Here is a 23,963-nt window from a genome sequence, read left to right on the forward strand (position 1 = left end):
CTCCTTATGCCTTGGCGTGTTGAATCGCTTCCCAGACGCGGTGCGGCGACGCGGGCATGTCGAAGTCCTTCACACCCAGGTGTCGCAGCGCATCCAGCACGGCGTTGATCACCGCCGGTGGCGAGCCAATGGCACCGGCCTCGCCGCAGCCCTTGGTGCCCAGCGGGTTATGCGTGCAGGGGGTGCACACATGGCCCAGTTTGAACTCGGGGAAGTCATCGGCACGCGGCATGGCGTAGTCCATGAAACTGCCGGTGAGCAGCTGGCCCGTTTCGCGGTCGTACACGCAGTTCTCCAGCAGCGCCTGGCCAATGCCCTGCACCAGTCCGCCATGCACCTGCCCTTCCACGATCATGGGGTTGATGATGGTGCCGAAGTCGTCCACCGCCGTGAACTTGTCCACCCGTGTGTGGCCGGTGGCGGGGTCCACCTCGACCTCGCAGATGTAAGTGCCTGCCGGGAAGGTGAAGTTGGTCGGGTCGTAGAACGCGGTTTCGTTCAGGCCCGGCTCCAGCACGTCCAGCGGGTAGTTGTGCGGCACATAGGCTGCCAGCGACACCTGGCCGAACGGGATCTTCTTGTCGGTGCCACGCACCGTGAATTCGCCATTCGCAAAGTCGATGTCGGCATCGCTCGCTTCCATCAGGTGCGCAGCAATCTTTTTGGCCTTGGCCTCGATCTTGTCCAGCGCCTTCATGATGGCCGCGCCGCCCACGCTGATGGAGCGTGAGCCATACGTGCCCATGCCGAACGGCACGCGGCCCGTATCGCCGTGCACGATGTCCACGTTCTCCACCGGGATGCCCAGGCGCGCGGCCACCACCTGCGCAAAGGTGGTCTCATGCCCCTGACCGTGGCTGTGCGAGCCGGTGAACACCGTCACGCTGCCGGTGGGGTGCACACGCACCTCGCCGCATTCGAACAGCCCTGCGCGTGCGCCCAGGGCGCCGGCGATGTTGGACGGCGCGATGCCGCAGGCCTCGATGTACGACGAATACCCAATGCCCCGCAGCAGCCCCTTGGCCGCGCTGGCGGCCTTGCGCTGCTCGAAGCCCGCCACGTCGGCCAGCTTGTTCGCCCCATCCATGCAGGCCTGGAAGTCGCCGGTGTCGTACTGCAGCGCCACCGGCGTCTGGTACGGAAAGGCCTTGATGAAGTTGCGGCGGCGGATCTCGTCCTGCGGCAGTCCCATCTCCCACGCGCAGCGGGTGACCAGGCGCTCCAGCAGGTAGGTGGCCTCAGGGCGGCCTGCGCCCCGGTAGGCGTCCACCGGTGCGGTGTTGGTGAACCACGAGTCCACCTCCACATACACCTGCGGCGTGCTGTACTGCCCCGCCAGCAGCGTGGCGTACAGGATGGTGGGCACCGCGCTGGCAAAGGTGCTGAGGTAGGCGCCCAGGTTGGCGTGGGTGTGCACACGCAGCGCCAGGAACTTGCCGTCCTTGTCCAACGCCATCTCGGCGTGGCTCACGTGGTCGCGACCGTGGGCGTCGCTCAAGAACGCCTCGCTGCGGTCGGCCACCCACTTGATGTTGCGGTTGAGCTTTTTGGACGCCCAGGTCAGGCACACGTCTTCGGCGTACAGATAGATCTTGGAGCCAAAGCCGCCACCCACATCGGGCGCAATCACGCGCACCTTGTGCTCGGGCAGGCCCATCACAAAGGCCGTCATCAGCAAGCGCTCGACGTGCGGGTTCTGGTTGCTGACGTACAGCGTGTATTCGTCGCTCGCCCGGTTGTAGCTACCGATGGCCGCACGGGGCTCCATGGCGTTGGGGATCAGGCGGTTGTTGATCAGATCGAGCTGGGTGACATGCGCTGCGTTGGCAAACGCGGCGTCCACGGCGCCCTTGTCGCCGATGGCCCACTTGAAGCAGTGGTTGTCAGGCGCGATGTCGTGCAGCGCCGCACCGGCCACGGCGCCCGATGCGGCGTCGGCCACATTCACCACGGCGGGCAGCACGTCGTAGTCCACCTCCACCAGCTCGGCCGCATCGCGTGCCTGCTGCTGGGTCAGCGCCACCACCATGGCCACGTGGTCGCCCACATAGCGCACCTTGCCCTGCGCCAGGATGGGGTGTGGCGGCTCCTTCATGGGCTGGCCGTCAGTGCTGGTGATGAGCCAGCCGCAGGGCAGGCCGTTGATGTTGTCGGCGGCCACGTCGGCACCGGTGAACACGCCCAGCACGCCGGGCGCGGCCTTGGCGGCAGTCACGTTGATGCTGTTGATCTTGGCGTGGGCGTGCGGTGAGCGCACGAACACCGCATGGCTCTGCGCGGCCAGCACCACGTCGTCGGTGTACTGGCCCGCGCCGGTCAGGAAGCGGTAGTCTTCCTTGCGCTTGAGCGATTCGCCGATGTGCGGCAGCTTGGAAAAGTCGGATGCACCCATGGTCTTGTCTCCTTGGATTGTTCTGGCGTGGGGACGGCGGGCGCGCTCAGGCGCCGGCCATGGCCTTCTGGCCGACCTGCACCGCGCGCACGATGTTCTGGTAGCCGGTGCAGCGGCAGATATTGCCTTCGAGCAGTTCGCGGATCTCGCCTTCGCTGGCGTTGGGGTGGTTCTTGCACAGGTCCACCGCACTCATCACCATGCCGGGTGTGCAAAAGCCGCACTGCAGGCCATGGCACTCCTTGAACGCAGCCTGCATGGGGTGCATGGTGCCGTCAGGGGTGGCCATGCCTTCAATGGTGGTCACCTCGGCCCCCTGGGCCTGGACCGCCAGCATCGCGCAGGATTTGACGGCCCGGCCATTCACGTGCACCGTACACGCCCCGCACTGGCTGGTGTCGCAACCCACGTGGGTGCCAGTGAGCAGCAGGTGCTCTCGCAGCGCATGGACAAGCAGGGTATTGGGGGGGACGTCAACACTGGCAGCGCGCCCGTTGACCGTGAACTGGACTTGCATCTGGCTGTCTCCTGGAGTGGTTTTGGCTGGATAGGAGCGCGCTCACGATCTCGCGGAGGGGATCAGGATCACGCTCATCGCTCGCGCATCTTCTGCCGCGCCCCACGCCCCATCCCTAGGGACAACCCTAGATTTCCGGGGCCCCTGGCTGGATATTCTCAAAATGAAACATGCTGCAATGCACACTAGTCCACTGAATCCGGGAAATCGGGGGTGCGCCAGGGTGAGGGTCTGGCAAGGCCGCACTCGTTGTTGCCGTGCTCGCCGGGTGTACAACACGGCTGCGCCCGGCGCCTAGATTGCGGCCTTGCCAGACCCTCACGCACCCCCGATTTCCCGGATTCAGTGGACTACCGCATCATGCGGACCTCCAGGAGCCTGTTCACCATGCTGATCTCCGCGCCCCACCCCGCTGCTGACCGCCACGCGCTGATTGCGCAGGCGCGCCAGAGCCTGCTGTCCGACGGTGCAGCGCCCGTGCGCGCCGAGGTGGAGCCGTGGATTGCACGGTCCTGGCAACGCTGCCTGGCGCGGGGCCTGGAGCCCACACGGCGCGTGGCGTTTGACGCCGTCAGCGCGACGGCGCTGCGCCACAGCCAGGAGCAGCACCACCACCTGCTGCGCGCGGCCCGGCCGGTGCTGGAGCAGTTGACCCGGGCCATTGCGGGCATGCGCTACTTCGCCATGCTGACCGACGCACGCGGCATCGTGGTCGATGTGCAAGGCCATTGCGACCGGAGCGACCCGCGCGCCAGCGCCATTGGCCGCGTGGGCATTGATTTATCGGAAGCAGCCGTGGGCACCACCGCCATCGGCGCCGCGCTGGAAGAGCTGCAGCCTGTGTGGCTGCACCGGGGCGAGCATTTTTTTGACGACAACGCCAGCTACAGCTGCGCCGGAGCGCCGCTGTTCGACCCCCAGGGCCGCTGCATGGGCATGCTGGACCTGACGGGTGTGGATGTGCCCGAACGGCCCGAGCTGCGCCACCTGGTGGCCCGGTCGGCCCGCGCCATGGAAGACGCACTGCTGCTGCAACTGCCCCATGCCCTGCTGCTGCGTGTGAACTGGCCAGGCTGCCCGCTGGGCGGCGAAGGCGACGGCCTGCTGACGCTGGACGCCGATGGCTGCGTGGTGGGTGCCAACAGCATGGCCCGCCAGCTGGTGCCGCAGCCCCTGCGCGCCCCCGGCCTGCCCGGTGCCCGCACCCACTGCAGCGACCTGCTGGCCATGCCCTGGACCATGCTGTTCGACGCGGCCCGCCAAAAGCGTAGGGAGCCGCTGGATTTGCCGCTGTGGTCGGGCCTGCGGCTGCACGCGCTGGCGCAGCTGCCCGCACACGCCCGCACCGTGGGCGACACCCACACGGCGGCGGTGCCAGGCATTGCATCCGCGCCCGCCCCGCTGCGCGAGGCCGAAGTGGCCATGATCCGCCGCGCGGTGCAGGAAGCGCGCGGCAACGTGGCCGAGGCAGCGCGCGCGCTGGGCATCAGCCGCGCCACGGTGTACCGCAAGCTGGGCGCCCCCAAAGGCGGGTGACGGGCCCGCGCCGCCGCCCACACCGCCGTGTAGGCGTCCGGTGACTTCACTTCAAGCCTTCTGAGCCGATAGCGCTAGTGCAATATTCCTGATTAGCTATCAAATAGGTAGCAACTCAATCACCCAATCAACTGAGGCGCCTCGGGCAGCTCAGGCACGCGGCCGGTGCAGCCCCACCACCGACTGCGCGCTGCGCCGCTGCTGACGCTCCAACGCTCCGTCAGCGGCGGCTTTCAGCAGCCGCTGGAAGGACGGGCACTGGGCATGGCTCTCGGCCGGGCAGGCGGCTGCGTGCCGCAGGCCGTTGCTCATGGCCTTGAGGCGCTTGACCATGGTGTCGAGTTCGTCGGCCTTGGCTGATAGCAGCTGCCGGTCGATGTTCGGCTCGCCGCTAGGCAAAAACATCGACCGGATGTCGTCCAGCGAGAACCCGGCCGATTGCCCCAGCGCAATCAGCGCCAGCTGGTCCATCACGCCGGGCGCAAACCGGCGGCGCTCGCCGGGTTGCCCCACCGACTGGATCAAGCCCTTCTCTTCGTAATACCGCAGCGTGGACGCCCGCAGACCGGAGCGTTTGGCCACTTCAGCAATGTCCATGAAAAAACCTCTTGACCTCAAGTTGACTTGAACTTCTATATTCCGTTCAAAACCTTCTCCCGTCAACTTTCCGAGGTGTTTTGATGACTCTCTCACTGCAAGACATTCCCCTCGCCATGCTTCTGGGCATCGGCGCCACCGCCGTCATGGATGCCTGGCTGTTGCTGCTCAAAAGGCTGGGGGTGCCCACGCTCAACTTCGCTTTCATCGGCCGCTGGGTAGGCCACCTGGTGCGCGGCCAGATCGCCCACGCCGCAATCGCCAAGGCGGCCCCGGTCCGGGGCGAACTGGCCTGGGGCTGGCTCACGCACTACGCCGTGGGCGTGGCCTTTGCCGGGGTGCTGCTGTCCCTGCAGGGCGCTGCCTGGGTCCACAGCCCCACCCTGTGGCCCGCGCTGGCCGTGGGCATGGGCACCGTGGTGGCACCGCTGCTGGTGATGCAGCCCGCCATGGGCTCGGGCTTTGCGGCATCGCGCACGCCCACCCCTCTCAAGAACTGCCTGCGCAGCCTCGCCAACCACACCGTGTTTGGCCTGGGTCTGTATCTCTCCGCGCTGGTCATCGCACTGATTTCACGCTGACCTGCCCCGCGCCTTCTCCCCCGAAATCACTCCCAAGGAACCCACACCATGCAACACATTGCCATCGTTTATCACAGCGCCCACGGCCACACCGCACACATTGCCCACCACGTGCTGGACGGCGCGCGCGCCGTGCCGGGCGTCCTCGCTGAACTGGTCCGGGCCGAAGACCTGGCGCAGGCACCCGACCGCCTGCTGCGCTACGACGGCGTCATCCTGGGTTCGCCCACCTACCTGGGCGGGGTGTCCGGGCCGTTCAAGACCTTCATGGATGCCACGGGCCGCCTGTGGAAAACGCAGCAGCTCAAGAACAGGCTGGCGGCGGGCTTTACCGTGTCGTCGCTGCCGGCGGGCGACAAGCAGTCCACGCTGATGTCGATGTGGGTGTTTGCCATGCAGCACGGCATGGTGTGGGTGGGCAACCCCATCCTGCCCGAGCAACACGCCGGGGTGCCGTACGACGAGGCGGCCAACCGCCTCGGCTCCTGGTCGGGCCTGATGGCGCAGGCGGGCCACGGGGCGGCCGCCGATGCGTTTGTCCCCGGCGACACCAAGACCGCCCGCATGTTCGGCCAGCATTTCGCAGAGACACTGCAGCGCCTGGGCGGTGCGGGCGGTGCAGACGCACGCCAGACTGGCGAAGAGGTGGCGGCATGATCCCCGCGCGCTACGGCCCGGTGCTGTTCAGCCTGATCTTGTCGGGTGCGATGTCGCTGCTGGTGTCGGGCATCTCCACCTTTCGCGCGCTGCAGCCGCAGCAGGACTTTGTGAGCCTCTGGGCGGGCGCGTGGCTGACCGGGTGGCTGTTCGCCTTCCCGGCGGTGATGCTGGCAGCGCCGCTGGCCCGCAAGGCGGTGGCGTTGCTCACCACCGCCAAGGGCTGAGCACCTGCGAGCGGCTGACAAAACTCAGCGAAGCGGCTCTGGCTAGGCGTTTCGCCGCAGGCAGTACAAGCAGTACGACAAGGTGAGACAACGACGCCAGGGGAGTTTTGTCAGTCGCTCACGCCCGCTCGTACCAGCCCTTGCTGCGGTTGACGATGTGCACCACCAGCAGCATCACCGGCACCTCGATCAGCACGCCCACCACGGTGGCCAGCGCGGCACCGGAGTGAAAGCCGAACAGGCTGATGGCGGCGGCCACCGCCAGCTCGAAAAAGTTGGAGGCGCCGATCAGTGCCGATGGGCAGGCCACGCTGTGCTTCTCCCCCACCGCGCGGTTGAGCCAGTAGGCCAGCCCCGCGTTGAAAAACACCTGGATCAGGATGGGCACGGCCAGCAGCGCAATCACCAGTGGCTGCTGCAGGATGGCTTGGCCCTGGAACGCAAACAGCAGCACCAGCGTGGCCAGCAATGCGGCGATGGACCAGGGCCCCATGCGCGCCATGAAGGCATCGAACACCGCCTGCCCCTTGGCCAGCAGCGACCGGCGCAGCCACTGGGCCAGCACCACCGGGATCACGATGTAGAGCAACACCGAGGTCAGCAAGGTGTCCCACGGCACAGTGATGGCCGAGATGCCCAGCAAGAACGCCACCAGCGGCGCAAACGCAACCACCATGATGCTGTCGTTCAGCGCCACCTGCGACAGCGTGAACAGCGGGTCGCCGCCCGTGAGGCGGCTCCACACGAACACCATGGCCGTGCAAGGCGCAGCCGCCAGCAGGATGAGGCCAGCAATGTAGCTGTCCAGCTGGTCCGCAGGCAGATAGGGCGCAAACCAGTGGCGAATGAACAGCCAGCCCAGCAACGCCATCGAAAACGGCTTGACCAGCCAGTTCACCACCAGCGTCACGCCAATGCCCCGGGCGTGCTTGCGCACTTCGCCCAGCGCACCGAAGTCCACCTTCACCAGCATGGGGATGACCATCACCCAGATCAGCAGGCCCACGGGCAGGTTGACCTTGGCGATCTCCATGCGGCCCACCGCCTGAAACACTGAGGGGAAGAATTGCCCGAGCGCAATGCCCACCACGATGCACAACAGCACCCACACGGAGAGGTAGCGCTCGAACACGCTCATGGGGGCCGGGAAGGCGGCTCCGGCCGGGTTGCACTGCACCGTCATGGCGTGGCGGCGGCACGCGACAGCTCGCGCGCGGTGTGCTGCAGCAGGGTCTTTTCGAGCTTGTCAGCAGGCAGGTTGATGAGCAGCTCCAGCCGCTGGTGGATGGCGTGCAAGGTCTTGCGGAAAGCCTCGCGCTTTTCATCGTCCGTGCCTCCCCCTGCGGACGGGTCGGCGTAGCCCCAGTGCGCAGTGGCGGGGTGGCCGGGCCAGATGGGGCAGACTTCGCCGGCCGCGTTGTCGCAGACGGTGATGATGAGGTCCATCACGGGTGCTCCCTGGGCGGCAAACTCGTCCCAGCTTTTGCTGCGCAGGCCTTCGGTCGAGATGCCCGCGGCACGCAGCACCTCCAGGCCCAGCGGGTTGGGTTGCTGGTTGTCGCGCGGGCTGCTGCCCGCCGAGTACGCGTGGAACCGGCCCGGTGCCATGTCGTTGAGCAAGGCCTCGGCCAGGATGCTGCGGGCCGAGTTGTGGGTGCAAAGAAAAAGAACGTTCAAAGCGGTCATGCGGCGCTCTCAGCAGCAGCTGGTTTTGGCGGTTGTGGCCGTGGTCGGGCCGCAGCACGCCGCCCGAGGGGCCGCAGGTGCAGGGGCTGCCACCGCCGCTGGCGCGCAGCAGGCGCCCGCAGATGAAGACGGTGTGGCTTCGTTGAAGACGGGGATGTCGCCCAGGGTGTGAAAGTGCTCCCAGGCAATGCCCTGCGGGTCGGTCACCCAGTGCTTTTCGCTGCGGGCGTAGCAGCAGGTGGTGTTGCCCTCGTCGAGCAAGGCCATGTCGGCGGCCTCGGCGCGCGCCTTCAGTTCGGCCAGCTCCTGAGCGTCGTCGGTCTGCATGCCAAAGTGGTCCAGACCTGGCTTGGCGCCGCGCGTGGAGATGGCGAAATTGACGCGCGGGTCCTCCAGCATCCATTTGGCATAGTCCGCCTCCACCCGCGCGGGGGCGGCAGCAAACAGCTTGGAATAGAAGGCGATGCTTTGGGCCAGATCATCGACATGCACATGGGCGTGGAAGCGTTTCATGGGGTTCTCCTTGGGGCAACGGTGAGGAACGGTCAGCAATGGCAGGAAGCAGCCGCGCCGCCAGGGGTACAGGCCTGGCCTTCGCAGCAGTTTTCGGTGAGGTAGGCCAGCAGCGCGTTCATGGTGTCGAACGCGGCGCGGTAGATGAGGTTGCGGCCCTGCCGCTCCTGGCTGATGAGCCCTGCGTGCGACAGCTCCTTGAGGTGAAAGGACAAGGTGTTGGGCGCCACCTCCAGCTGGGCGGCCAGATCACCGGGGGTCAGCCCCGCAGGGCCCGCCACCACCAGCGCACGAAAGACCCGCAGGCGGACCTCCTGGGCCAGGGCTGCGAGGGCACGGACAACATCGGTTTCTTGCATGAATCGATAATACAACGATTGTTGAATTATTGTAAATGACATCTAAAAAATCACTGGAAACCCACGCCCTTCCCGGATGGCAGCCAATCGCCCGGGAGCACGCACCCGCCACAGGCTGTTACGCGTTGGCCCCGCCCCACGGTCGTATGATGACCCGCATACAAAAAAGGGCGGGAGCACGTGGACGATTTGGTTTCAATCTGGCAGGGCGCCATGCAGGTGTTTGTGGTGGGGTTTCCGCCACTGCTGCAGAGCCTGCTGTTCTGGGTGTTTGCGGCACTCGTCGTGCACGTGTGCCAGCAGTTGGTGGAGCACACCGCGTATTCCGTGGACCCGTCCAGCCGCCGCATCAGTGCATCGCACGCAGCCCTGTGCATTGGCTCCATCGTGTGGGCGCTGGATGTGGTGGGCCTGTTCCTGTACAACGAGCTGTCGCACCATGTGCTGGAGCTGGTGCCCGCGCTCAGCGGCCTGGTCATCATGGTGGTGAGTGCGCGGCTCACCATCCCCACCCTCAGCACCGGCGCCAGTAAGCGCCGCATTGCGCTGGCCAGCTTGTGGCTGGCGATGGGCACGCTGGCAGGGCACTTCACTATCACCAGCAGCCACGTGCAGAGTTTCGGGCAGATCAACCTGCCAGCCACTGTGCTGTCGCTGGGCATCGCCACCGGCATTTCTTGCTACTGCGCCATCCGCCACCGCGCCGCCAAGCTCAGTGTGCTCACCCCCCGCTACCGGGCCCAGAACTGGGCGGACAAGCTGCTGTGCGGCGGCGCGATCCTGGTGCTGCACTGGCTGTTGGTCAACACCTTTGCCATGCACCTGGGCGACCCTGAGGGTGCGTCCGATGGCGCCGCGCTGCTCTTCGTGATGCTGGTGTTTGCGATGGCGGTGGCCATGGAGCATCTGAGCAACCTGCGCTCGGACGCGGGACGCCAGCAGTTGCTGCGGCGGGGGTTGTCGATGATGCGCACCTCGGCATTGGCCCACAACGCCCACAGCGATATTCAGCAGTCGCTGATTGCCGACCACCTGGACCGCCTGCTGCATCCCGACAACCTGGCCCTGCATTTCCAGCCCATCATCCACACCCAGCGCAGCGGGGTACAGCTGGAGGCGCTGCTGCGCCTGACCGATACCACCCTGGGCCGCATCAACCCCGAAACCTTCTTGCTGGTGTGCGAGCTGCAGGGCAAGACGGCGGAGGTGGATCGCATGATTGTGTGCAACGCACTCGACCATCTGTGCCACTGGCGAGCGCAGGGGATGGACGCAGTGTCCATCAGCGTCAATGTGGCGCCAGTCACGCTGATGCACGAAAGCTTCGCGCCGTGGCTGGGCCTGCAGTTGGCCCAGCGCGCCCTGCCCCCGCGCACCCTGAAGCTCGAAATGACCGAGCATGCCGTGATTGCGCTGGGCCCCCAGATGGTGGCGGCCATCAGCGCGCTGAGCGCCCTGGGTGTGGCCGTTTTGATGGACGACTTTGGCGCCGGGTATTCATCGCTGGGCATGCTGGCCGAGCTGCCGATTGCGGGCATCAAATGCGACCGCCTGTTCGTACGCCAGCTGCCGCAGGACCGCCGCCGCCAGAAGCTGCTGCGGCACATCAGCTCCCTGGCGCGGGACCTTGGCCTGTCGGTGGTGGTTGAAGGCGTGGAGACGCCCGAAGAGCTGCGGGCCCTCGCCGCCGCCGGGCTGCACCACATCCAGGGCTACCTGTTCAGCCGCCCCATTGCAGCGCCTGACGTACCCAATTGGCACCGAACGCAACTGCAGTCGCAGCGTGCCGCATTGCAAGCACTGCTGCACGCGCCGGGCAGTGGCCGGGACAGCGATACCTCTTTTGTGCCCACGCAACCCAGCACGCCCTGGGCCCCGGGGGCATGACCCCCATGGCTGCACTGAAAACCCTGGTCCTGGGCGGCTACGGCAATTTTGGGGCGCGCATCTGTCGCGCCCTGGTGGGCGATGAGGCCACACGCCACCACATGGCCCTGCTGGTGGCGGGCCGGGATGCCTCGCAAGCGAGCGCCCTGGCCGCCACGCTGGGCCACGGTGCACAGGGCGTGGCGCTGGACCACCAGGCGCCAGGCCTGGCCGCCACATTGCGCGAGTGGGGCGTGGGTCTGGTGATCCACACGGCAGGCCCTTTTCAGGCACAGGCCTACAACGTGGCCCAGGCGGCAGCCGAGGCGGGGGCGCACTACATCGACCTGGCCGACGGTCGCCGGTTTGTGTGCGACTTTCCGGCCGCGATGCAGGCTGCATTCACTGCCGCCGGGCGCACGGCCATCGCTGGCGCCAGCACGGTGCCCGCGCTGTCCTCGGCCGTCATCGACCACCTGTGCGCGGGGTGGCAACACATCCACAGCATCGACATCTGCATTGCCCCTGCGCAACGGGCGCCCCGGGGCCAGGCCACGCTGGCGGCCGTGCTGAGCTACTGCGGCCTTCCCATCGACGTGTGGGACGGTGGCCGGTGGCAGCCGCACAGCGGCTGGGCTCGGCCCAGCCCCGTCCAGTTCCAGCGGCTGCGCCCTCGCCTCGGGGCGGTCTGCGACATCCCTGATCTGGAGATCTTTCCCGCCCATTACCAGGCCCGCGACCGTGTCACCTTTCGCGCGGCCCTGGAGGTCGGCCTGGCGCAAAGAGCCTTCGCCACCCTGGCAACGTTGCGCCGTTGGGGCGTGCTGCCCCACCCCGAAAAGCTGGCCTGGCTGATGCACCATGCGGGCGGTGCGCTGGACTTTCTGGGCACGCCGCTGGGCGGCATGGTGGTGTGTGTGGCGGGTGCGGATGCGCAAGGCCAGCCCCGGCGCCGCGCATGGCACATTGCGGCAGACCACGACCATGGCCCAGAGATCCCCTGCATGGCCGCCATTCTGCTGGCCCGCCAGCTGGCTGTTGGTCAACCCTTGCCCGCAGGCGCACACACCAGCACCAGTCTGCTGCCCCTGGAGGCCTTTGCCCCCGAGTTTGAGAAGTGGGGCATGGTGACGGATGTGGTGGAGGAATGAGCCCATGGCCCACCGGAAATTGACCTTCCCCATGCCAGCGCGGGCCGATGTTGTGTTCGATGCCTTCCACTATCACGAGTGGCGGTGTCAGTGGGACTCGCTGGTGCGCCGCACCAGCGTGGAAAGCGGTGCGCCCTGCCCCAGTGTGGGCGCCACCACCGAGAACCTGGGCGCCGGTGCATTGCGGGCGCTGTCCATGCGCACGCAGTTCGTCAGCTATGACCGCCCTGTGGTCGCGGCTGCGGCCATGGTGGGCCGGTCGTTTCCCTTCACCCAGTGGGCCGCCTCCATGCGCCACCAGGAGCAAGGCCCCCACCAGTCCCTGCTGATCTACACCTACACCTTTCAAGTCGGCCCTGCAGCCTTGCGGACGGTGATGGAGCCTGTGGTGGACTGGGTCTTTGTCCGCAAGACGCGCCAGCGGTTCCAGCGCCTGGCGCAGTTCCTGGCGATCCGTGCTGCGGACATTGCAGACTGGCAACAGACGCAGAGCGTCGCGAAATCCGCAGCGCAGAAGGTCACCCCATGAACCGCGCGTCGGTTCAGCTGCTGCGCGCCAGCCTCGTGGTCGTCTGGTTGGCCACCGCCGTGGTCAGCGTGTGGGAGCTGCACGGCCAAAGCCGCGAGTTGCTGGCAGGGCTGCCCACAGCCTGGGCCGGGGGCCACGCCCCCTGGCTGCCCACCGCCATCATCCTGGCCGGGGCGGCTGCCGATGCGGTGCTGGGGCTGTGGCTGGCGCTCCGCCCCGGCCGCAAGGCGTATGGAGCGGCCCTGATGGTGATGCTGGCCATGACACTGCTGGCCACAGCCATACACCCTGCATGGTGGCTGCACCCCTTCGGACCTCTGACCAAAAACCTGCCGATTGCCGCCATCCTGTGGGTGCTGCTGCAAGACGAGGCCACTTCATTGCAAAAGCCATGAGCCTGTACCTCACCCTCAAATGGCTGCACATCATCTCCAGCGTGCTGCTGGTGGGCACCGGGCTGGGCTCGGCGTTCTACATGTTCTTTACCAACCGCAGCGGCAATGTGCAGGCGCAGGCGGTGGTCACCCGCCTGGTGGTGCGGGCGGACTGGTGGTTCACCACGCCCACGGTGTTCCTCCAGCCCGCCACGGGGCTCGCCATGGCTGCGATGGCAGGCCTGCCCTGGAGCACACCGTGGCTCGCGGTGTCTATGGCGCTGTACCTGGTGGCCGGTGCCTGCTGGCTGCCCGTGGTGTGGCTGCAGTTGCGCATGCGCGACATGGCGATAAAGGCGGCAGATGCGGCGCAGTCCGCACAAGGCGATGGCGTGCTGCCGCCCTTGTACTGGCGCTACGCCCGGTGGTGGGAGGCGCTGGGCTACCCGGCCTTTGTGGCCATGGCCGTGGTGTTCTACCTGATGGTGAACAAACCCGCCCTGAACTTCTGAACCTATCATCGCCCCATGCTGATCGAGACGCTGGACACCGCCCGCGACCTGGGGCGCCTGAAGGAAATTCTGGGCGTGATGGTGCGCCACGGGTTTGGCGACACCGTGCGCCGCCTGGGCCTGGCCGACCGGCTGGAGCGCGCGGGCCAGGCGCTGAACTGGACCCACGCCGCCGACCTGGCCCGCGTGGAGCCCCCCGTGCAGGTGCGGCTGGCACTCGAAGAGCTGGGCCCCGCGTTCGTCAAGTTTGGTCAGATCCTTGCGGGCCGGGCTGACCTGTTTGGCCCGGAGTGGATTGCAGAATTCGAGAAGCTGCACAGCCAGGTGCCCGCCGTGCCCATCGATGCCTTGCGCCCGCAACTGCGCGAAGACCTGGGCGCCGATCCCGAAGCCGTCTTTGCCTGGTTTGACACGACACCGCTGGCAGCCGCATCGATTGCGCAAGTGCACCGCGCGCGTCTGCAGGACGGCAGCGAAGTCATCGTCAAGATCCGCCGCCCCGGCATTGCGGACACCATCCAGGCCGACCTGCGCCTGCTGCAGCGCCTGGCCGCGCTGGCCGAGGCAGAGCTGCCCGCGCTCAAGCCCTACCGGCCCCAGCAACTGGTGCGCGAGTTCGCGCGCTCATTGCGCCGCGAGCTGGACCTGGCCGGCGAATGCCGCCAGGCCGAACGCATTGCCACCAACATGGCCGCACTACCCCACATCGTGATCCCGCGCGTGCACTGGGCCTACACCCGCGAGCGCATCAACGTGCAGGACTTCATCGACGGCACACCCGGCGGCGCGCTGGCCGCGCTGACGCCCGAGGCAGGCTTTGACCGCACGGTGCTGGCGCAGCGCGGCGCGCAGGCGGTGCTGCAGATGATCGTCAAGGACGGCGTTTTCCACGCCGACCCGCACCCGGGCAACGTGTTCTACCTGCCGGGCAACCGCATTGCCTTCATCGACTTTGGCATGGTGGGCCGCCTGTCGCAGCGCCGGCGCGACGAGCTGCTGCAGCTGCTGCTGGGCCTGGTGGAGCACCAGCCCCAGGCCGTGGCCGATGTGCTGCTGGACTGGACGGGCGACGCGCAGGGCCTGAACCTGGGCCAGCTCGAAACCGAGATCGAGGCCTTTGTGGACCAGTACCACGGCGTGCCCCTGGCGCAGCTGAGCCTGGGACAGATGCTGGCCGACGTGACGGCCATCCTGCGTGAACACCACCTGGGCCTGCCGTCCGATCTGGCGCTGCTGATCAAGGCCTTCATCTCGCTCGAAGGCATGGGCCGCAACCTCGACCCGGACTTCCACATGGCGACCGAAGCCTTGCCGCTGCTCAAGCAGGTGGTGCGAGCACGCTACGAGCCCAAGGTGCTGGCCGGGCGGGCCTGGAGCACCCTGCGGCGCGCGCTGGCCACGGTGGAGCAGCTACCGGACGACATCGGGCGACTGCTGCGCAACGCGCGGCGTGGGCACCTGCAGGTGGGCATCGAGCTGGCCCACCTCAAGCGTGTGGGCGACCAGATCGACCGGTCGGCCAACCGGCTGGCGATGGCGCTGGTGATTGCCGCGCTGATCATTGGCTCGTCCATCGTGATGACCGTGAAGGGTGGCCCCACGCTGTTCGGGTTGCCTGCGTTTGGCTTCCTGGGGTTCTTTGGCGCCGTGGTGTGTGGCCTGTGGCTGGTGCGCGCCATCTGGCGCAGCAGCCACCACCGCGATGATGACTGAGCGCTGCATACAACTGGTTTAAAAAGCACACGCCGCGCTACCCCACCAGGCAGACAGACGCGGCGTGTGCACACACTCGCAGCCAGACGGCCGCCCGCGTTCAGGGCAGCCCAAACCCCAAGCGTTGCAACACCGCCTGGGCAGGCGGTTGGCGCAGCGCACTGGCAAACGCCTGCGCCGCAGCGGGCACATCGGCCCGCACGGTCACGCCATACCCAGCGCCCACCTGCAGCGCGGCCGGCAGCTGCACCACATGCAGGCGCGGCACCTCGGCCTGGGCGGCCACTGCGTTGGTGCAGTAGGTCAGAAACACGTCGGCCTGGCGCTGGTCCATCACCCAGGCATAGGTGCCCCGGCCCGCAGGCGGCTTGGGCGAATCCGCACCGCCGGTGAGCTTCAGGGCCTTGGCGTCCAGCTGGGCATACGCACCCGGCTGAACCTTGTCGGCCTGGCGGAACAGAGCCCACGCGTAGTCGCCCGACGGGTCGGCCTTGGGTGTGGAGGTGCCCATACGCACGTCACTGCGCAGCAAGGTGGCCAGCAAGGTGTCGGGGGTGGCGCTGATCTGTTCGCTGGTCAGCGCACACAGCGCGTTGCGCGTGAACACCACGGGCGCCTGCCAGCCGCCCCGGGCCGCCAGGTGCTGCGGGTGGTCGGTGTCGGCCGAGGCAAAGACCTGTGCGGGCTCGCCCTTTTCGATACGCTCGCGCAGCAGGCCCGAGGCGCCAAAGGTCAGCGCCACCTTCTGGCCGGTGCTGGCCTCGTGGTCGCGCGCGATCTCGGTGAACGCTTCGCGCAGGCTGCCAGCGGCATACACCTGCACGGAGGCAACGTCAGCCATGGGCGCCTGGGCGGGCGCGGTCGCACAACCGGCCAGGGCCCAGGCCAGCCCGGTGGCTGCAGCGGCCACCGCTGCGGGTGAACGGTTTGCCATGGGGAGTGCTCACTGCGCCGCGTTCGGGAAGAACAGCTGCTCGCCACCAATCTTGTAGCCCGCAATCGCCTGCTGGCCGGCGGGAGACACCACCCAGTCCACAAACTTCTGCGCGTCCTGCGACTTCACATGCGGGTGCTTGGCGGGGTTCACGACCATCACGCCGTACTGGTTGAAGAGCTTGGTGTCGCCCTCGACCAGAACGGCCAGGTCCGCGCGGTTCTTGAAGTTGAGCCAGGTGCCACGGTCGGCCAGCACATAGGCGCCGCTCGATGCTGCGATGTTCAGCGCGGGCCCCATGCCGCAGCCGCATTCCTTGTAGCCGCTGCCCTTGGCGGCCTCGGCACCGGCCAGCTTCCAGTAGCGCAGCTCGGCCGCGTGGGTGCCGCTCTTGTCGCCGCGCGAGATGAAGTTGCCGTGGGTGGCCGCCAACTTCTGCAGCGCCTGCACGATGTCCTTGCCTTTGGTGCCGGCCGGGTCGTTCTTGGGGCCGATGAGGATGAAGTCGTTGTACATCACGGGGTAGCGCTTCACGCCCCAGCCATCGGCCACAAACTTTTCTTCGGCCACCTGGTCGTGCACGAACAGCACGTCCGCGTCGCCCCGGCGTGCCATATCGAGCGCCTGCCCCGTGCCCAGCGCCACCACCTTGATGTCCAGGCTGCTGGCCTTCTTGAACTCGGGCAGCAGGTAGCCAAACAGGCCCGACTGCTCAGTGGAGGTAGTAGAGGCCATGGTGATGCTCTGCGCAAACGCAGAACCCGACGCTACTAAAACAATAGCTGCCAGCGCTTTGGACACTAGCGCCCCCGCGCGAAAAGGCTTGAAATTTTTCATCGCCGGGCCGCCCCAAGATGAAAAGCCCCCCTTAGGGGGCAGCGACCACACGAAGTGGGAAGCGTGGGGGTCAATTCGCGTCATACCAGCTCTCCTTTGACAAACAATCGGGCGGCCTCCGGCAAGGGGCCATTGAAAAAGTCATGCACCGGCAAGTCCGCCACCAGACGGCCGTGCTCCATGTAGATCACGCGGCTGGCCAGGCGCTTGACCTGGCCCAGGTTGTGGCTGCTGAACACCATGGTCACGGGGTGCGCCGGACCGGCAGCGCCATGGCTGGCCGCAAAGTCGGCCATCAGGGCCTCGACCTCGCGCTTGGCATGGGGGTCGAGGCTGGCGGTGGGCTCATCGAGCAGCAGCACGTCGGGCCGCAGAGCCCACGCGCGGGCCAGCGCCACCCGCTGCTGCTGGCCGCCCGACAGGGTGCGCGCGTTCTGCGCTGCAATGCCCTGCAGGCCCACCCGCTGCAAGGCCGTCAGGGCCAGCGGGCGCGCATCGCGCCAGCGGGTGCCGCGCAGCCAAAGGGCCAGGGCCACGTTGTTCTGGGCACTGGTGCGCAGCATGTGCGGGCGCTGGAACAGCATGGCCTGGCGCAGCGACGCATCGCATTGCAGGCCGCCCCCATGCGTGTCGGCCAGGCCATGCAGCACGCGCAGCAAGGTGCTCTTGCCACTGCCGTTGGCGCCCACCAGCGCCACGCGCTCGCCGGGTGCGATGCGCAGCGTGACCTGGTCCAGCGCCTGCACGCGGCCGTAGCGCACAGTCACCTGCCGCAGGTCCACCCAGGGGGTTGGCAAAGGCCCGCTCATGCAGCCACTCCCACCGGCGTGCTGGAGGCCGAGCCATCCACCCGCTCGCGCCAGCGCCTCAGCAACGCAATCAGCACATTGAGCGCCAGCACCACGGCCAGCAGGATCATGCCCAGCGCCAGTGCCAGCGGCAGGTCGCCCTTGCTGGTCTCCAGCGCGATGGCGGTGGTCATCACGCGCGTGAAGCCGTCGATGTTGCCACCCACGATCATCACGGCGCCGACCTCGGAGATCGCGCGGCCAAACGATGCCAGCAGCACGGTGAGCAGCGCATACCGCTCGTCCCACGCCAGCAGCAGGCTGCGCAGCAGCGGGCCGGCGCCCATGGAGCGCAGCTGCTCGCCATGCGCGCGCTCGGCGTCTTCCACCGTCTGGCGCGTGAGCGCGGTGACCACCGGCAGCACCAAGATAGCCTGCGCCAGCACCATGGCCTTGAAGCTGAACAGCCAGCCCAGCGACCCCAGCGGCCCGCTGCGCGAGAGCACCAGGTACACCACCAGCCCCACCACCACCGAAGGCACGGCCAGCAAGGTGTTGAGCACCGCCAGTACGGCGCCACGGCCAGTGAAGCGGGCCACGCCTAGCCAGGCGCCCAGCACCAGGCCCACCCCGCAGGCCATCAGACAGGCGGTGGCGCTGACAGACAAGGAGCGGCCCACGATGGTCCAGAGGACAGGGTCGGACGAGAGGGTGAGTTCAAGCGCTGTGCTCGCGCTTTCGGTGAGGGTGGACATGGGCCAGGGGATCGGTTTGGGCTATCGTAGGCACCCATCCAATATCCAGCGATATGAACTCCCGTGCATAGGGTCCAACTTCACTACACACTCAGCCGCGACGCGGGCACTGCGCTCATCCGCAATCCGTTGCCCGAGCTGTTGCAGGCCGTGGCCGAGCGTGGCTCCATCTCGGGCGCTGCGCGCGCGCTGGACCTGTCCTACCGCCATGTCTGGGGCGCCCTCAAACGCTGGGAAGACCAGCTGGGCGGCGAATTGATCATCTGGGGCAAGGGCCAGTCAGCGCAACTCAGCGAGTTTGGCAGCAAGCTGCTATGGGCCGAACGCCAAGCCCAGGCCCGCCTGGCGCCCCAGATTGCCGCGCTGCACGCCGACCTGGAGCGCGCGTTTGCCGTGGCCTTCGACCCCAACGCCCATGTGCTCACCCTCTACGCCAGCCATGACGATGCATTGGCGGCGCTGCGTGCCCATGCCGCAACGCAAACCGATGCAGGCGCGCTGCACCTCGACATCCGGTTCACCGGCAGCGTGGACGCCATCCGTGCGCTGAACGAGGGGCGTTGCACCCTGGCGGGCTTTCACACCGTGGCTGACGCAGCCGCACAGTCGCTCACCGCGCGCACCTACCAGCCACTGCTACAGCCCGGGCTGCACAAGATCATTGGATTCGCACAGCGCACCCAAGGGCTCATCGTGGCCCCCGGCAATCCGCTGGGTCTGCACAGCCTGGCCGATGTGGCCCGCACCGGCGCCCGCTTCGTCAACCGGCCGCTGGGCTCGGGCACGCGGGTGCTGCTGGACGACCTGCTGGCCCAGGCCAGCATGGACCCAGAGAGCATCGTGGGCTACGCGCTCAACGAACCCTCCCACACCGCCATCGCCCAGGCCGTGGCTGCAGGGGCTGCCGATGTGGGCATGGGCATCGAGCTGGCGGCCCGCGCGCGCGGGCTGGAGTTTGTCCCCCTGGTGCACGAGCGCTACCACCTGGCATGCCTGAAAGCCAGCCTGGATCAGCCCGCCACGCTGGCACTGCGCACCCTCTTGCAAACACCTGAATGGCTGGCACACATGACCACGCTGCCGGGTTACACCGCCTGGCACTGCGGCGAGGTGCAGGCCATGAGCACGGTGTTGCCGTGGTGGCAATTTGCGCGGAAAAAGCGTGCTTCCACGCCTAGGAAGAAACCCTAATTGCTGCAGTTTTGATAGCTGAAGAATGAGCAGCTGCTGCGGGATAACACCGTCACGCTGCTGTCAGACTCCGCCTACAGTGCTCCGTAGAATCGCGCCGTCGTCAAAGTGTGCCCTGCCTCAGCGCCTACCCGCGCGGGGCCCGGGCATCTCGCACACACAGCCTTTTTATTGGAGACACCATGCAGGCTCTATTGAAGTTATCAAGAGGGATCGACTGGATTAACACCCAGGTCGGCAAGTACGTGGTCTGGCTGATCCTGGCCTCCACGGTCATCAGCGGCGTGAACGCCGTGGTGCGCAAGGCGTTCAACATCAGCTCCAACGCATTCCTGGAAGTGCAGTGGTACCTGTTTGCTGCATCGTTCCTGCTGGCAGCTGGCTACACGCTGCTGCAGGGCGAGCACGTGAAGGTCGATGTGATCTCGAGCCGCTTTTCCAAGCGCACGCAGATCTGGATCGACGTGTTCGGCTACATCGTCTTTCTCACCCCCATGTGCCTGGCCGTGCTCTGGTATGGGGTTCCGTTCTTCACGCGCGCACTGGCATCGGGCGAAATGTCCAACAACGCAGGTGGCCTGATCCGCTGGCCCGTGTACCTGATGATGCCCCTGGGCTTCACGCTGCTGTGGCTGCAAGGCATTTCTGAACTCATCAAGCGCCTGGGCTTCCTGCAAGGCCTGATCGAAGATCCGACGGTCAAGAAGGTCGAAAAGACGGCCGAGGAAGAACTGGCTGAATCCATCCGCAACCTGGCCGAAGCCGCCAAGGGCAACGGCAAGAACAAGGCCGAGGCTCACTGAGCGGCCCTACCAAGCGGAGCACACACCATGGAATTTTTGACCCATAACCTCGCCCCCATCATGTTCGCGGGGCTCATCTGCTTCTTGCTGGTGGGCTTCCCGGTCGCATTCAGTCTGGGCGCCTGTGGACTTTTCTTCGCCTTCATCGGCATTGAATTGAACGTACTTCCCGAAGCGCTGCTGCAAGCCGTGCCGCTGCGCATCTTCGGCATCATGCAGAACGACACCCTGCTGGCCATTCCGTTCTTCACGCTCATGGGGCTCATATTGGAGCGAAGCGGGATGGCGGAAGACCTGCTGGACACCATTGGCCAGCTGTTTGGCCCCATCCGGGGTGGCTTGGCGCTGGCCGTGATCTTTGTTGGAGCGCTGCTGGCAGCCACCACGGGCGTGGTGGCCGCGTCGGTGATCTCGATGGGCCTGATCTCGCTGCCCATCATGCTGCGCTATGGCTATGACCGCCGACTGGCTGCGGGCGTGATTGCCGCGTCCGGAACCCTGGCACAGATCATTCCGCCGTCGCTGGTGCTGATCATCATTGCCGACCAGATGGGCCGCAGCGTGGGCGACATGTACAAGGGCGCCTTCCTGCCCGGCCTGATGCTCACCGGCTTCTATGCGCTGTACGTCATCCTGCTGGCAATCTTCAAGCCCCAATGGGTGCCTGCGATCCCGCCCGAAGCCCGTACGCTGCGCGACGACAACGGCAAGAGCGGTGTGACCTCCCTGCTGGTGCTGACCGGCATCTGCGTGGCAGCCTCGATGTATGTGGCCAAGAACATGGCCGCCCTGCACACCTGGTGGTCAGGCGAGGCTGTGGAACGCGTGGCGCTGGACGAAACCATCGTGGTGGCCATGTGCTTTGGCGTGGCCCTGGCCTTCGTGGTTGCCAGCGTCAACAAGATCACCCGCCTGGGCCTGCTGTCCAAGGCTGCGGAACGCGTGACGTTCGTGCTGATTCCCCCGCTGTTGCTGATCTTCCTGGTGCTGGGCACCATCTTCCTGGGTGTTGCAACCCCCACCGAAGGCGGCGCCATGGGCGCGCTGGGCGCAGGCATCATGGCCATCATCCGTGGTCGCCTGAGCCTTTCGCTGCTCAAGCAGGCCGTGACCACCACCACCAAGCTGTCGTGTTTTGTGGTGTTCATCCTGGTGGGCGCGACCATGTTCGGCCTGACCTTCCAGGGCGTGGACGGCCCGCTGTGGGTGGAACACCTGCTGACCGGCCTGCCCGGTGGCCAGCTGGGCTTCCTGATCGTCGTGAACATCATGGTGTTCTTCCTGGCGTTCTTCCTGGACTTCTTCGAGCTGTCCTTCATCGTGGTGCCCCTGCTGGCCCCGGTGGCCAACAAGCTGGGCATTGACCTGATCTGGTTCGGGGTGCTGCTGGCCGTGAACATGCAGACCTCGTTCATGCACCCACCGTTCGGCTTCGCGCTGTTCTACCTGCGCAGCGTGGCCCCGGCGAAGGAGTACCTTGACAAGGTCACCAAGAAGATGATTGCGCCGGTGACCACGCCGCAGATCTACTGGGGTGCCATCCCATTCCTGATCATCCAGTTGATGATGGTGGGCCTGATCATCGCCTTCCCAGGCATCGTCTCCAGCGGCCTGGACAAGGCCGAGGTGTATGACCTGGACAAGGTCCGTATGGAAATGGAAGCCACCATGCCCGACGCTGCCGGAGCCCCCGAGGCAACCGACCCCACGGCTGGCATGGAAGGCGCTGGAGCTGCCCCTGGCGATACTGCGGCCCCCGCTGCAGACGACCCACTCAAGGCCCTGCAGGATTCGCTGGCCAACGAGAAGAAGTGATCCGAACCGCACAGGGCTGTTGACCAGCCCCTGAAGCAACCAGAGCCCCGGCAGATGTCATCTGCCGGGGCTTTTTTCATGGGCCTATGGCGTGCAGAGCGTGCTCAAAGACAGGACCGTCAACGAACGGCTCGATGTCGCCATCCCCAAAACCTAAGGACCTACAGCAAAACGACCGCCACGCGTTGAGACGTTGGCTTCTTCGCGCCACTTAACCCGCTGGCAAGCGTCTGCCTGTGGCGCTAAACGGACTTTGCACACCACGGGAAGCGATGGCCTCAACCACCCCTGGTATCCCATCAGAAACGTTTGCGCCGAGGGATCACGTAGACCTGCCGATCACAGCAACAAGGGCGACACCTTGCGCGCCAGCCGACCGAACATCGCCGGGCATCCCGGCGGCATCATCTACCCCGCAGTACGGCGGGACCGAGCACCCCACCCCATACCCCCCACCAGACGCAAAAAAACCCGCCAGGCGAACCAGGCGGGTTTTCTGATCGACATGCCCTGCGGCTTGCACCGCAGCCGGGCTATCAGATCTTCTGTGCGGACATGAAGGTGTCGTAGCGAGCTTCGGCAAAGCGGAACCAGAGGATCTGGTCGCGCTGGAAGGCACGCATGTCGGCGTAAATCTTCTTCCACTCGGGGCTCTTGGCGTCGTTCTCGGCGAACACTTCCATCGAAGCCTTGAACGAAGCGTCCATCACAGCTTGCGAGAAAGGCAGCACCTTGGTCTTGGCAGCCACGAGTTGCTTCAGGGCCGTGGGGTTCAGCGCGTCGTACTTGGCCAGCATGTCCACGTGGGCCACGTTGGTTGCGGCTTCGATGATGGCCTTGTTCTCAGCCGACAGGCCGTCGAACGCCTTCTGGTTGACGAAGAAGTCCACTTCAGGACCGCCTTCCCACCAGCCGGGGTAGTAGTAGAACGGAGCGACCTTGTTGAAGCCCAGCTTCTGGTCGTCGTACGGACCCACCCACTCGGCGGCATCCAGCGTGCCCTTTTCGAGGGCTTGGTAAATTTCGCCGCCAGGGATGCTCTGAGGCACAGCACCCAGCTTCTGCATCACTTCACCGATCAGGCCGCCACCCAGGCGCATCTTCATGCCCTTGAAGTCGGCAGGCGACTTGATTTCCTTGCGGAACCAGCCACCCATCTGCGTGCCAGTGTTGCCGCCTGCAAAGCTGATCATGTTGAAGCCGCCGTAGAACTCGTTCATGAGCTTGCGGCCATTGCCATGCAACATCCAGGCGTTCATCTGGCGGGCATTGAAGCCGAAAGGCACTGCCGAGCCCAGCGCGAAGGCGGGGTTCTTGCCATAGAAGTAGTAAGGCACGGTGTGTGCCATTTCCACGGTGCCTTGTTGCACGCCATCCACCACGCCAAAGGGAGGCATCAGCTCGCCACCAGCGTGCACGGAGATTTCAAACTTGCCGCCCGACATGGCCTTGACGGCCTTGGAGAACACATCAGCGCCGCCATAGATGGTGTCCAGCGACTTGGGGAAGCTGGAGGCCAGACGCCAGCGAATGGCAGCCTGGGCGTGGACGGCGGGCGCAGCGCCTGCAGCCAGCACACCGGCAATGCCAGCATGCTTGATGATTGAACGACGATCCATGAGGTTCTCTC

At 66.2% G+C, this 23,963-nt stretch carries 25 protein-coding genes; 13 read left to right on the plus strand and 12 right to left on the minus strand.

Features of this window, described 5'->3' with window-relative positions; translation table 11 throughout:
• Nucleotides 1-4: 4 nt before the first annotated feature.
• Both CLU87_RS14490 and CLU87_RS14495 read right to left on the minus strand, forming a co-directional pair.
• Nucleotides 5-2,392 carry a xanthine dehydrogenase family protein molybdopterin-binding subunit gene (locus tag CLU87_RS14490; protein WP_056066937.1) on the minus strand — a complete coding sequence of 796 codons (2,388 nt, stop codon included), beginning with the start codon at nt 2,390-2,392 and terminating at the stop codon, nt 5-7.
• Between the two features lie 46 nt (nt 2,393-2,438).
• Nucleotides 2,439-2,909, minus strand: a complete 471-nt coding sequence (locus CLU87_RS14495; protein WP_056748178.1) for a (2Fe-2S)-binding protein — start codon at nt 2,907-2,909, stop codon at nt 2,439-2,441.
• Between the two features lie 387 nt (nt 2,910-3,296).
• Here CLU87_RS14495 and CLU87_RS14500 point away from each other — a divergent pair, with 387 nt between their 5' ends.
• The gene (locus CLU87_RS14500) at nt 3,297-4,445 is read left to right on the plus strand and encodes a helix-turn-helix domain-containing protein (RefSeq protein ID WP_099732187.1); all 1,149 of its coding nucleotides are present in this window, start codon (nt 3,297-3,299) and stop codon (nt 4,443-4,445) included.
• Between the two features lie 150 nt (nt 4,446-4,595).
• Here the strand turns inward: CLU87_RS14500 and CLU87_RS14505 are convergent, their stop codons facing one another.
• Entirely contained in the window at nt 4,596-5,042 is a 447-nt protein-coding gene (locus tag CLU87_RS14505; RefSeq protein ID WP_099730900.1) for a helix-turn-helix domain-containing protein, read from the minus strand.
• 116 nt (nt 5,043-5,158) lie between these two features.
• On the opposite strand from CLU87_RS14505, the gene CLU87_RS14510 reads away from it, so the two are divergent.
• Genes CLU87_RS14510 through CLU87_RS14520 form a run of 3 tightly spaced genes read left to right on the plus strand, consistent with a single transcriptional unit; the run spans nt 5,159 to nt 6,507 of the window.
• The gene (locus tag CLU87_RS14510) at nt 5,159-5,623 is read left to right on the plus strand and encodes a DUF2938 domain-containing protein (RefSeq protein ID WP_099732188.1); all 465 of its coding nucleotides are present in this window, start codon (nt 5,159-5,161) and stop codon (nt 5,621-5,623) included.
• Nucleotides 5,624-5,671: 48 nt separating this feature from the next.
• Nucleotides 5,672-6,280 (plus strand): flavodoxin family protein, encoded by a 609-nt coding sequence (locus tag CLU87_RS14515; protein ID WP_099730901.1) that lies wholly within the window; start codon nt 5,672-5,674, stop codon nt 6,278-6,280.
• Nucleotides 6,277-6,507 (plus strand): DUF2798 domain-containing protein, encoded by a 231-nt coding sequence (locus CLU87_RS14520; RefSeq protein WP_099730902.1) that lies wholly within the window; start codon nt 6,277-6,279, stop codon nt 6,505-6,507. Before CLU87_RS14515 ends, CLU87_RS14520 begins: the two co-directional genes overlap by 4 nt.
• A gap of 118 nt (nt 6,508-6,625) precedes the next feature.
• On the opposite strand, the gene arsB is transcribed toward CLU87_RS14520, so the two are convergent.
• The 4 genes from arsB to CLU87_RS14540 are packed head-to-tail and all read right to left on the minus strand — an operon-like array spanning nt 6,626 to nt 9,065.
• Complete coding sequence (gene arsB / locus CLU87_RS14525; protein ID WP_099730903.1) at nt 6,626-7,690, minus strand: ACR3 family arsenite efflux transporter; 1,065 nt, start codon at nt 7,688-7,690, stop codon at nt 6,626-6,628.
• Nucleotides 7,687-8,193: an arsenate reductase ArsC gene (locus tag CLU87_RS14530; RefSeq protein ID WP_099730904.1), complete on the minus strand. Its 507-nt coding sequence runs from the start codon at nt 8,191-8,193 to the stop codon at nt 7,687-7,689. Before CLU87_RS14530 ends, arsB begins: the two co-directional genes overlap by 4 nt.
• Before the next feature lie 9 nt (nt 8,194-8,202).
• On the minus strand, nt 8,203-8,706 hold the full coding sequence (locus tag CLU87_RS14535) for an ArsI/CadI family heavy metal resistance metalloenzyme (protein ID WP_099730905.1): 504 nt from the start codon (nt 8,704-8,706) through the stop codon (nt 8,203-8,205).
• 32 nt (nt 8,707-8,738) lie between these two features.
• A complete protein-coding gene (locus tag CLU87_RS14540) occupies nt 8,739-9,065 on the minus strand; it encodes a helix-turn-helix transcriptional regulator (protein ID WP_099730906.1) in 327 nt (108 codons plus the stop codon).
• A gap of 180 nt (nt 9,066-9,245) precedes the next feature.
• On the opposite strand from CLU87_RS14540, the gene CLU87_RS14545 reads away from it, so the two are divergent.
• From CLU87_RS14545 to CLU87_RS14570, 6 genes are read left to right on the plus strand one after another with little or no spacing between them, the layout of a single operon-like run.
• Nucleotides 9,246-10,952, plus strand: a complete 1,707-nt coding sequence (locus CLU87_RS14545; RefSeq protein ID WP_099730907.1) for an EAL domain-containing protein — start codon at nt 9,246-9,248, stop codon at nt 10,950-10,952.
• Nucleotides 10,953-10,957: 5 nt separating this feature from the next.
• Nucleotides 10,958-12,082, plus strand: a complete 1,125-nt coding sequence (locus CLU87_RS14550) for a saccharopine dehydrogenase NADP-binding domain-containing protein (protein WP_099730908.1) — start codon at nt 10,958-10,960, stop codon at nt 12,080-12,082.
• 4 nt (nt 12,083-12,086) lie between these two features.
• Nucleotides 12,087-12,611 (plus strand): SRPBCC family protein, encoded by a 525-nt coding sequence (locus tag CLU87_RS14555; protein ID WP_056066905.1) that lies wholly within the window; start codon nt 12,087-12,089, stop codon nt 12,609-12,611.
• Nucleotides 12,608-13,006, plus strand: a complete 399-nt coding sequence (locus tag CLU87_RS14560; protein ID WP_056066902.1) for a DoxX-like family protein — start codon at nt 12,608-12,610, stop codon at nt 13,004-13,006. Before CLU87_RS14555 ends, CLU87_RS14560 begins: the two co-directional genes overlap by 4 nt.
• On the plus strand, nt 13,003-13,497 hold the full coding sequence (locus tag CLU87_RS14565) for a DUF2269 domain-containing protein (RefSeq protein ID WP_099730909.1): 495 nt from the start codon (nt 13,003-13,005) through the stop codon (nt 13,495-13,497). The genes CLU87_RS14560 and CLU87_RS14565 overlap by 4 nt, the downstream gene beginning before the upstream one ends.
• A 15-nt stretch (nt 13,498-13,512) precedes the next feature.
• The gene (locus CLU87_RS14570; protein WP_099730910.1) at nt 13,513-15,210 is read left to right on the plus strand and encodes an AarF/ABC1/UbiB kinase family protein; all 1,698 of its coding nucleotides are present in this window, start codon (nt 13,513-13,515) and stop codon (nt 15,208-15,210) included.
• A gap of 100 nt (nt 15,211-15,310) precedes the next feature.
• On the opposite strand, the gene CLU87_RS14575 is transcribed toward CLU87_RS14570, so the two are convergent.
• The 4 genes from CLU87_RS14575 to CLU87_RS14590 form a co-directional block, all read right to left on the minus strand.
• Entirely contained in the window at nt 15,311-16,144 is an 834-nt protein-coding gene (locus CLU87_RS14575) for a molybdate ABC transporter substrate-binding protein (protein WP_099730911.1), read from the minus strand.
• Nucleotides 16,145-16,153: 9 nt separating this feature from the next.
• Complete coding sequence (locus CLU87_RS14580) at nt 16,154-16,981, minus strand: substrate-binding domain-containing protein (protein ID WP_099730912.1); 828 nt, start codon at nt 16,979-16,981, stop codon at nt 16,154-16,156.
• Between the two features lie 80 nt (nt 16,982-17,061).
• Entirely contained in the window at nt 17,062-17,790 is a 729-nt protein-coding gene (locus tag CLU87_RS14585) for a phosphate ABC transporter ATP-binding protein (RefSeq protein ID WP_056066886.1), read from the minus strand.
• Nucleotides 17,787-18,524 (minus strand): ABC transporter permease, encoded by a 738-nt coding sequence (locus tag CLU87_RS14590; RefSeq protein WP_099730913.1) that lies wholly within the window; start codon nt 18,522-18,524, stop codon nt 17,787-17,789. Before CLU87_RS14590 ends, CLU87_RS14585 begins: the two co-directional genes overlap by 4 nt.
• A gap of 63 nt (nt 18,525-18,587) precedes the next feature.
• Between CLU87_RS14590 and CLU87_RS14595 the strand changes: the two genes are divergently transcribed.
• From CLU87_RS14595 to CLU87_RS14605, 3 genes are all read left to right on the plus strand, one after another.
• Nucleotides 18,588-19,715 carry a substrate-binding domain-containing protein gene (locus tag CLU87_RS14595; RefSeq protein ID WP_099730914.1) on the plus strand — a complete coding sequence of 376 codons (1,128 nt, stop codon included), beginning with the start codon at nt 18,588-18,590 and terminating at the stop codon, nt 19,713-19,715.
• A 182-nt stretch (nt 19,716-19,897) separates the two neighbouring features.
• Nucleotides 19,898-20,518 (plus strand): TRAP transporter small permease subunit, encoded by a 621-nt coding sequence (locus CLU87_RS14600; RefSeq protein WP_056748212.1) that lies wholly within the window; start codon nt 19,898-19,900, stop codon nt 20,516-20,518.
• A 27-nt stretch (nt 20,519-20,545) separates the two neighbouring features.
• A complete protein-coding gene (locus CLU87_RS14605) occupies nt 20,546-22,333 on the plus strand; it encodes a TRAP transporter large permease subunit (RefSeq protein ID WP_099730915.1) in 1,788 nt (595 codons plus the stop codon).
• A 536-nt stretch (nt 22,334-22,869) separates the two neighbouring features.
• On the opposite strand, the gene CLU87_RS14610 is transcribed toward CLU87_RS14605, so the two are convergent.
• Nucleotides 22,870-23,952, minus strand: a complete 1,083-nt coding sequence (locus CLU87_RS14610) for a TRAP transporter substrate-binding protein (protein ID WP_015015263.1) — start codon at nt 23,950-23,952, stop codon at nt 22,870-22,872.
• Nucleotides 23,953-23,963: the final 11 nt, after the last annotated feature.

The organism is Acidovorax sp. 59 (genome assembly GCF_002754175.1).
Taxonomy (GTDB): Bacteria; Pseudomonadota; Gammaproteobacteria; order Burkholderiales; family Burkholderiaceae_C; genus Acidovorax; species Acidovorax delafieldii.